The organism is Micromonospora maritima, from assembly GCF_902825405.1.
Classification (GTDB): domain Bacteria; phylum Actinomycetota; class Actinomycetes; order Mycobacteriales; family Micromonosporaceae; genus Micromonospora; species Micromonospora maritima.
Window position 1 is genome coordinate 1 of sequence record NZ_CADEAU010000234.1, and the last position, 8,355, is coordinate 8,355.

Annotated in this window: 8 protein-coding genes and 3 tRNA genes; 6 read left to right on the plus strand and 5 right to left on the minus strand. The window is 74.7% G+C overall.

Features of this window, described 5'->3' with window-relative positions; translation table 11 throughout:
- Both HUW36_RS19765 and HUW36_RS19770 read right to left on the minus strand, forming a co-directional pair.
- On the minus strand, positions 1-945 hold a 945-nt coding region (locus HUW36_RS19765), incomplete at its 3' end, for a cytochrome P450 (protein WP_174529535.1).
- 9 nt (positions 946-954) lie between these two features.
- Positions 955-1,623 (minus strand): class I SAM-dependent methyltransferase, encoded by a 669-nt coding sequence (locus HUW36_RS19770; protein ID WP_174529536.1) that lies wholly within the window; start codon positions 1,621-1,623, stop codon positions 955-957.
- A 189-nt stretch (positions 1,624-1,812) separates the two neighbouring features.
- Here HUW36_RS19770 and HUW36_RS19775 point away from each other — a divergent pair, with 189 nt between their 5' ends.
- Positions 1,813-2,652: a hypothetical protein gene (locus HUW36_RS19775; RefSeq protein ID WP_174529537.1), complete on the plus strand. Its 840-nt coding sequence runs from the start codon at positions 1,813-1,815 to the stop codon at positions 2,650-2,652.
- Positions 2,653-2,668: 16 nt separating this feature from the next.
- Here the strand turns inward: HUW36_RS19775 and HUW36_RS34915 are convergent, their stop codons facing one another.
- Complete coding sequence (locus tag HUW36_RS34915) at positions 2,669-4,027, minus strand: glycosyltransferase family 2 protein (protein ID WP_174529538.1); 1,359 nt, start codon at positions 4,025-4,027, stop codon at positions 2,669-2,671.
- Positions 4,028-4,312: 285 nt separating this feature from the next.
- Here HUW36_RS34915 and HUW36_RS19785 point away from each other — a divergent pair, with 285 nt between their 5' ends.
- A complete protein-coding gene (locus tag HUW36_RS19785; protein ID WP_174529539.1) occupies positions 4,313-5,494 on the plus strand; it encodes an alkane 1-monooxygenase in 1,182 nt (393 codons plus the stop codon).
- Between the two features lie 75 nt (positions 5,495-5,569).
- Here HUW36_RS19785 and HUW36_RS19790 read toward each other — a convergent pair whose 3' ends face one another.
- Complete coding sequence (locus HUW36_RS19790) at positions 5,570-6,172, minus strand: TetR/AcrR family transcriptional regulator (RefSeq protein WP_174529540.1); 603 nt, start codon at positions 6,170-6,172, stop codon at positions 5,570-5,572.
- A gap of 276 nt (positions 6,173-6,448) precedes the next feature.
- Between HUW36_RS19790 and HUW36_RS19795 the strand changes: the two genes are divergently transcribed.
- The 3 genes from HUW36_RS19795 (at position 6,449) to HUW36_RS19805 (ending at position 6,714) form a co-directional block, all read left to right on the plus strand.
- Positions 6,449-6,521, plus strand: a tRNA-Gly gene (locus HUW36_RS19795).
- Between the two features lie 34 nt (positions 6,522-6,555).
- Positions 6,556-6,626: transfer RNA gene (locus tag HUW36_RS19800), tRNA-Cys, on the plus strand.
- Positions 6,627-6,639: 13 nt separating this feature from the next.
- Positions 6,640-6,714, plus strand: a tRNA-Val gene (locus HUW36_RS19805).
- 50 nt (positions 6,715-6,764) lie between these two features.
- Here HUW36_RS19805 and HUW36_RS19810 read toward each other — a convergent pair.
- Complete coding sequence (locus HUW36_RS19810) at positions 6,765-7,745, minus strand: ArsR/SmtB family transcription factor (protein WP_217428839.1); 981 nt, start codon at positions 7,743-7,745, stop codon at positions 6,765-6,767.
- A gap of 70 nt (positions 7,746-7,815) precedes the next feature.
- Here HUW36_RS19810 and HUW36_RS19815 point away from each other — a divergent pair.
- Positions 7,816-8,355, plus strand: a 540-nt coding sequence (locus HUW36_RS19815; protein WP_174529541.1) for an isocitrate lyase/PEP mutase family protein, incomplete at its 3' end; no start/stop codon positions are given.

Below are 8,355 nucleotides of genomic sequence, written 5' to 3' on the forward strand. Positions count from 1 at the left end.
GGGCGCGTCGACCACGGCCGGGTCGCGGCCGGCGCGGGCCAGCCAGGCCACCACGCTGGTGCCCGCCGTCACCGACGCCCCGCCGAGCGTGGTGTCGACGGCGGCCACCCGCCGCCAGGTGACGATCGGCGGCTCCAGCCGCAGCCCCTCCTCGACCACGTCGTCCACGCCGACCTCACCGGTGCGCAGCCCGGCCCGTACGACCGGTTCGCCGGCCAGTCGGTGCAGCAGCAGGGTGAGGAACTGCGAGGTGGTCTCCTGGCCGGCGACGAGCAGGAAGAACAGCGCGCCGACCACCACGTCGGGGGAGTGCCCGGCGGCGCGCAGCCGCGCGGCGAGCCCACCCCCGGTGGCGGCGAACTCCCGCAGCACGGTGTGGAACCGGCCCACCTCGGCGGCCAGCGCCAGCTGCCGGGAGGAGTCCAGCGGCGCCCAGAACAGCTCCAGCGCGGCCCGGGCGAAGTCCTTCACCGCGCCGACCGGGGCGTCCGGCAGCTCGACCAGCCGGGCCAGCACCAGCAGCGGCAGGTCGGCGGCCAGGTCGGCGTGCAGGTCGACGGCCCGGCCCGCGTCGAGCGCGTCCGTCAGCCGGGCCACCCGGTCCCGGACCAGCCCGGTCAGCCAGGGCCGCTGGGCGGCCACCCGGTGCGGGTGCAGCGCGTCGGCCACGACGCCGCGGATCTCCGGGTGGCTGGCGCCGCCGTTGTTCGCCAGCGTCGGCGGCAACCGGAACCGGTGGCCGGCGAGCACCCGCAGCGCGGTCACCGGGATCGGGGTCACCGCATCGAGCGCGTTGTCCGGCCGGAACGTCACCGGGTCGGCGAGCACCCGGCGCACCAGCGCGTGCCGGGTCACCACGAGGTGCGGCACGCCGACGTGGTCGACCACGGTGGCCAGGTCCGGCCACGGTCCGTCGACGGACTTCCCCCAGCCCCGGAACAGCACGCGCCGACGCTACCGACGTGCTCCGGGTGGGTTCGGGTCCAGCTCCCAGACGGTGGTGCGCTTCACCCGTACGCTCTCCAGCGCCTCGGACACCGGCACGTCGTACGCGGCCAGTTCGGCGAAGCGCTCGCGGGGGAGGAACGCCCGGCCCGGGTCGCCCACCAGCACGCGGGCGCCGGCACGGGCGGCCCGGAGCAGGAAGCGCAGCATCCGGCGGGCCATCGCCTCGCTGTAGAAGACGTCCCCGGCCAGCACCACCTCGGCGTCGCCGGCGTCGGCGTCGAGGATGTCGCCGAGTTCGGCGTCGACGCGTACCCCGTTGGCCTCGGCGTTGAGCGCGACGGCGGCGACGGCCCGCTCGTCCACCTCGACCGCCCGGACGGCGGCCGCGCCGGCCCGGGCGGCGGCGATGGCGACCAGGCCGGAGCCGGATGCCAGGTCGAGCACGCGGCGGCCGGCGACCAGTTCGGGATGGTCGGTGACGTAGCGGGCCAGGCCCTGCCCGCCGGCCCAGGCGAAGGCCCAGAACGGCGGGGGCTGGGCGCTGCGGAACTCGCCCTCGGTCAGCTCCCAGAGACCGATCGGCTCGTCGGCCTGGTGCAGCCGCACCTCGGGGACGAAGGCGACCGGGGCCAGGCGGGCGTGCAGCCGGACGAACGCGGCGGACAGTTCGGACACCGGCCGATTGTGTCCCACCGGGGTCGCCGTACCGATCCCGGGCGTGTCGCGGGGCGGCGGTGACCGGTTCACCACCGTCGGTGAAAGGGGCCCCCGATGTTGACGACCGGTGCGAACACGCCCGTCTACCGGCCGGCCGGGCCCGCTCCTAGCGTTGCCTGTGGACACGACCGAGGTGAGGGAGGCGTGGTGAGCGGGTGGCGGCACGCGCTGCGGATCGGGCTGGTGCTGACCTGTCTGGCGGGAGCCGGCTACGGCGGGGCGGCGCCGGCACGGGCGGCGGCCGCGTTCTCCACGGAGTTGAGCGGCCTGCCCGACGAGTTCACCGCCGGCGACCGGGTGGAGACGCTCTCCGCGGTGGTGTCCCGGTCCGACCGGGGCGCCCGCTCGGAGTGCGTCAAGGTGCGCTGGTCGATGCTGCTGCGGGTGGACGGCCTGCGGCTGGACCAGGTGAAGGTGGACCGGGTCGAGGAGACCGGCTCGTTCCCGCTGGAGATCCGCGCCGAGGGTGACACCGCCCGGCTGACCGACCGGGAGCTGGACCCGGGGGTGCTCTGTCCGGGGCGCACGGTGACCGCCCGCTACCGGGTGGCCTTCGCCGAGGACGTCGGGCGCGGTCGGGTCAGCTTCGCCGCCGAGGCGTACGACCCGCAGTCGCGGCTGCTGGCCCGGCGGACCGCCTCGCGTCAGGTGGTGGGCGAGGCGGCCGAGCCGACGCCGGAGCCGACCCCGACCAGCGCCGAGCCGACCGACCCGGCCACCGAGGAGCCGGCCACCGAGGAACCGGTGACGGAGGAACCGACCGACGCGGCGGTGGTCGAGCCGCCGCCGGGCGCGGCCGGCCGTCCGGTCGCCGCGACCGGAGGTTTCGGCGTGGTGCAGGCCGCCTTCCTGCTCGGCGGCCTGCTGCTCTTCCTCGGGGCCGGACTCCTGCTGCGGATGCGCCGCCTGCTGCGCACCGCCGACGGTGCGGGGGAGGACCTGCCGCCGTCGTTCGAGCGGCGGCGGACCCGGCGACGGTGGCGTTGACCGGCGTTGACCGGCGTCAGCCGGACGCCGCCGCCCGGGCATACGCGGGCGCGCCGGCGGTCGTCGCCGGCCGCAGCGACAGCACGGTGCCCAGTCCGGCGACCTCCTGCCGCTGGACCGAGAACTCCGCGGCCAGGGACCGGCTCACGTACGCCAGCGTGTCCCGGTCGGTGGCGCACATCTCCGGCGCGCCCGCGTCGGTGGCCACCAGGTGCACCTCGCCGGCCAGCAGCAGCGACGAGTTGACGAACTGGCACAGCTCCGGCCACAGCAGGTAGCGCCAGAAGTCCACGCTGACCACCGCGTCGAGGCTGCCCGGCGGGAGTGGCGGCGCGAGGCCGATCAGGTGGAAGTTGGTCGGCCCGACCGGCGCGGCGTAGTCGAACGTCAACGCGGACGCGGGCAGGCCGGCGTCGGCGGACCCGGTGCCCACCCAGAGCACCCGGGGGCCGGGCAGCCGGTCGGCGAGCCGGGCCACGGCGGGTCCGATCGCGCAGGTCGACCGCTCGGCGCAGGCGCGCACCAGCGAGCGGTAGAGCAGGATCCGCTTGACCGCCTCGGGGCCGACGATGACGCTGAGGAACTCCCACTCCAGGCACGGGTAGAGGGCGGTGATCGAGCGCGTGTTCGCCATCATCTCGGCCCAGTTGCGACCCATGTTGCGGTGGTGCGGCAGGTGGACGACGCGGGCGTCGTCGTCGTAGCCGAAGCGCGCCCCGGCGCGGTCCACCCGGTAGAACAGCTCGATGTCCTCCATGCCGTAGCTGAGCGCGAACTCCTCGCGGAAGCCGCCGACCCGGTCGAACAGCTCGCGGCTCAGCGAGATGTTGTGGGTGTACGCGACGGTCCAGCCCACCTCCAGCCAGTCCCGCCGCTGGTCCGGCACGCCGTCCGGGGGGAACCGCATGTCGCCGCCGTGCGGGGAGAGGCGGGGGATCGCGTCCGGGTCGTCGTCCAGCACGGCGGGCAGGTGGGCCAGGCCGATCTCGTCCCGGCGCCCGATCAGCACCTCCGGGTTGCCCGGCTCCCGGTGGTGGGCCAGGTGCCGCTCCAACAGGTCGGGCAGGGACCAGGAGTCGGCGTCCAGGAAGACGAGCAGGGGCGCGCCGGCGTGCCGGACCCCCTCGTTGCGGACGCCCGCGCGCCCGCGTCGCTCGGCCGGTTCCACCACCCGCAGGCGTAGGCCGGCGCCGGCCGCCAACGCCTCGGGGTAGCCGTCGGGGGATCCGCCGTCGCGCACCACGACCACCTCGTAGCGGTCCGGTGGCAGGGTCTGGCGGGCCAGCGCCCGCAGGGTCAACTCCAGGCAGTGCGGGTCCTGGAAGGTCGGCATCACCACGCTCAGCTCGGGGGTGCCGGTGGTCTGCAACGACATGCGAGGGTCTCCATTCGTCGGACCGCGGCGGGCGTGCGCCACCGGGGCCGTCGGGCGCGGGCGGGTACGTTGCGGGCCGCCGGCGCGGGCGTGCGGGAAGGGCCGGCCGTGGGGTGAGGGCCGGGAGCGCTCTCCGGGATGAGCCGACGATAACCGTACGCATAGTTGACAGTCACTCAAGGTAGGGGTCGTTAGGGGTCACCTGCTTTACAAAAAATTGGGTCTTGTAAAAGAGCGTGACGGCTGCCACAGTCGGTCCAGGAGTCGACCGATCGGAGTCCGTAGATGCGCACCGACACCGTTCCGTGGCGGGACACCCGCAAGCCGCTCTGGCCGCTCGCCCTGCTCGTCCCCGTGCTGCCGTTCGTGGCCTGGTCGGTCTGGCACGGCACCGGCGCGGGGTGGGCCTGGTGGCTGACGCCCGCCGTGGTCTTCGGCCTCATCCCGGTGATCGACCTGCTGATCGGCGACGACCGGGAGAACCCGCCGGACGAGGCGGTGCCGGCGTTGCAGGCCGACGGCTACTACCGCTGGCTCACCTACCTCTACCTGCCGGCCCAGTACGCCGCCCTGGTGCTGTGCTGCGCCGTGTGGGCCGGCGGCGGGCTCTCCTGGTGGGCCGCCGCCGGCCTGGTCGCCACCGTCGGGGTGGTGGACGGCATCGCCATCAACACCGCCCACGAGCTGGGGCACAAGCGGGAGAAGGCGGAACGCTGGCTGTCCAAGATCGCCCTGGCCCCGACCGGCTACGGGCACTTCTACGTCGAGCACAACCGCGGTCACCACACCCGGGTCGCCACCCCGGAGGACCCGGCCAGCTCACGCCTGGGCGAGACGTACTGGGCGTTCTGGCCGCGTACGGTCTGGGGCAGCCTGCGCTCGGCCTGGCGGCTGGAGACCGGGCGGTTCCGCCTGCGCGGCCGCAGCCCGTGGACGTGGCGCAACGACGTGCTCAACGCCTGGGCCATGACCGTGCTGCTCTACGCCGCGCTGGCGGTGGCGTTCGGCCCCGCCGTGCTGGTCTTCCTCGTTCTCCAGGCGGTGGTCGGCTTCTCCCTGCTGGAGGTGGTCAACTACCTCGAGCACTACGGGCTGGCCCGGCAGCGCACCGCCGCGGGCCGCTACGAGAAGGTCGATCCCCGGCACAGCTGGAACAGCGACCGGACGGTCACCAACGTGTTTCTCTTCCAGCTCCAGCGGCACAGCGACCACCACGCCAACCCGCTGCGCCGCTACCAGACGCTGCGCAGCTTCGACGCCTCGCCGCAGCTGCCCGCCGGCTACGCCACCATGGTGGTCGCCGCGCTGGTGCCCCCGGTCTGGCGCCGGGTCATGGACCACCGCGTGCTCGCCCACTACGGCGGCGACCTCTCCGCCGCCAACGTGCACCCGCCGGCCCGCGCCCGCCTCGCCCGCCCCGCGTCCCACCCCGCATCCTCCGCACCCACCCCCCGCCCCCAGGGGTGATCGGGGAGTTCGCGTCCGTGTTCCGGTGCGACGCGGACGCGAACTCCCCGAGCGACGTCTCCCGCCGGGGCGGACTCAGTCGAGCTGGCCGGGTTCCAGGCCCAGCTCGCGGGCGGCGACCAGGCGGATCCACTCGGCGATCTGCCGCCGGGTGATCACCCGCTCGTGCACCGCGAGCTGCACGGCCAGGCCGTCCATCACGGCGCTGATCCGCCAGGCGGCGCCGGCCGGGTCGGGGCAGTCGAAGGTGCCGTCGGCGACCCCGTCGGCGATCACCGAGGCCAGGTCCTGCCGCCACCGCAGGTCCAGCCGGCGGGAGAGCTTCTCCAGCTCCGGTGTCCGCAGCGACTCGGACCAGCCGTCGATCCACATGGCCCAGGAGGTGGATCGGCCGGTCGGCGCGTAGAGCCGCAGCATCCGCCGCAGTTTCGCCAGCGGCGGGGCGGAGGATCGGAGCACCGCGTCGAGTCGGGCCAGGTCCTGCTCCACGGCGTACGCGAAGGCCTGCGCGAGCAGCCGGTCCTTCGTCGCGAAGTGGTAGAACACGAGTGCCTGGCTCACGCCGGCGGCCTCGGCCACGTCGGCGGTGCGGGTGTTGGCGAGCCCTCGTTCCGCGATCACCTCGCAGGCCGTGCGCAGCAGCGCGTCCAGGCGGATCTCGGCGGCACGTCTCGTCACGCGGTTACCGTAACCCATCCGAATGACCACGAGGAGTTACCGGAGCGGCCGGTCGACGGTGGGACAGTCGGATGCCGGACACTCCACCCGCGGGCTGGATCCGCAGGTGGGCCCGCATCTCGACGGCCTCTCCGGGTCCTTACCCAGGCTCCTAGGAAGCTCTGCGGGAGGTGCGGCACCCTGCCGCCCGGACTCGCCGGGAGGGGACCCGATTTGGCAACCGTTCCCGGGCTCGGCTAAAGTTCTCATCCGTCACCGGGAAACAGCCGGGGACGTGCGGACGTAGCGCAGCTGGTAGCGCATCACCTTGCCAAGGTGAGGGTCGCGGGTTCGAATCCCGTCGTCCGCTCGGAGATGCCGCCACGCATGTCGGGGGCAACCTCGGTGGAGTGGCCGAGAGGCGAGGCAACGGCCTGCAAAGCCGTGTACACGGGTTCAAATCCCGTCTCCACCTCGGCAGTTGACGAGGGCGATTGGCGCAGTGGGAGCGCGCTTCCTTGACACGGAAGAGGTCACTGGTTCAAACCCAGTATCGCCCACCATCGGAAAGGCCGTGTCGATCACTCGACACGGCCTTTCTTCGTGCTCGCGCTCAGGCCGACGCGCCCAGCAGCGCCTCCGCCACCGCCGTCCGACAGCTCAGCAGGGAGCGACCCTGTCGGTGGGTCACCACCAGGCCGGCGGCCCGCAGCGCGGTGAGGTGCTGCGACACCCCGGCCGGGGAGAGCCCGGTCCGGCGGGCCAGCTCCGTGGTCGACCGGGGCGCGTCCAGTGCCGCCAGCAGCCGCGCCCGGCCCCGACCCAGCACCGCGCCCAACGCGTCCGGCGCGCGTACCGGGGTCTCCCAGAGCGTGCCGACGCCGCGCGCCGGATAGGCCAGCTGGGAGACGTCGCCGGCCGCGATGCTCAACACCGACGGCCAGACGAACACCGAGGGCACCAGGACCAGGCCGCCCCCCTCGGGTACGTCCGGCGCCGGGCAGTGCCGCTGGCTGACCAGCAGCGCGTCGCCCTCCCAGCGGACCAGCTCGTGCAGGTCGTTCAGGAGCCCGGCGGTGCCGTCCTCGGCCATCCGGCGGGCCTGGTGGAAGACCTCCGCGTCGAGCACCGCCCGGATCCGGGGCCAGTCGTCGGCGACGGCCAGCCGCCAGTACGCGTCGATCTCGGCGGCCAGCCGGGCCAGCCCGGCGACCGGGTCGGCGTACAGGGCGGCCACCGCCGTCGGGCGCGGGCCGGGCAGCAGGTCCAGCTGGGCGCGGACCACCTCGGGTCGGGTGGCGCGCAGCGTCGCCAACTCCCCGGCCAGGTCCGGATCCAGGCCGACCGGCGGCGGGGTGAGGAAGTCCGGCAGGTAGCCCGGGGCCGGCGGCACCAGCCGCCACAGCAGGCCGGTGTCCGGGTCGAGCAGCCCCGCGTCGGCCAGCCGTGGTCGGACCCGGGCGGCCCAGGGCAGGTGGATCGCGTGCCGGCCGGGGTCGCGGAGCACCCGGACGCCGGCCATCACCTCCCACAGGCCGGACAGTGCGAACCGGACCCGCGCCACGGCGCCCGCGGACAGGCCGATCGCGACCACGAGGCCCCCTTCGTTTCAGCCAGGACTGAAACAATACGGCGACCGGTCGACCCGGGCCGAGACTGACCGGGTGAACGAACAGCACATCCGAGCCCGACAGTTCCGCAGCCTGCACGTACCCGGCGAGCCGCTGGTCCTGGTCAACGCCTGGGACGCGGCCAGCGCCCGGATCGTGGCCGCCGCCGGCGCCCGCGCGGTCGCCACCACCAGCGCCGGCGTGGCGTGGAGTCGCGGCGCGCCGGACGGCGACGCGCTCGCGCGGGAGACCGCCGTCGACGTGATCCGCCGGGTCGCCGCCGCGGTGCGGCTGCCGGTCACCGCCGACATCGAGTCCGGGTACGGCGACCGCCCCGACGACGTCGCCGAGACCGTCACCGCGGTGCTCGCGGCCGGTGCCGTCGGAGTCAACGTCGAGGACGCCCGGCACGACGGCGGCGGGCCGCTGCGCCCGGTCGAGGAGCAGTGCGCCCGGCTCGCCGCGGTCCGCGCCGCCGCCGAGCGCGCCGGCGTTCCGCTGTACCTGAACGCGCGGGTGGACACCTTCCTGCGGGGCGTCGGCGGGGTGCCGGAGACGGTGGCGCGGGCCGAGGCGTACCTGGCCGCCGGCGCG

What these genes read in the sequence shown, in the direction of transcription:
- HUW36_RS34915 (WP_174529538.1), bottom strand. Translation starts at nt 4,027, where the DNA reads ATGTCGTTGCAGACCACCGGCACCCCCGAGCTGAGCGTGGTGATGCCG.
- HUW36_RS19785 (WP_174529539.1), top strand. Translation starts at nt 4,313, where the DNA reads ATGCGCACCGACACCGTTCCGTGGCGGGACACCCGCAAGCCGCTCTGG.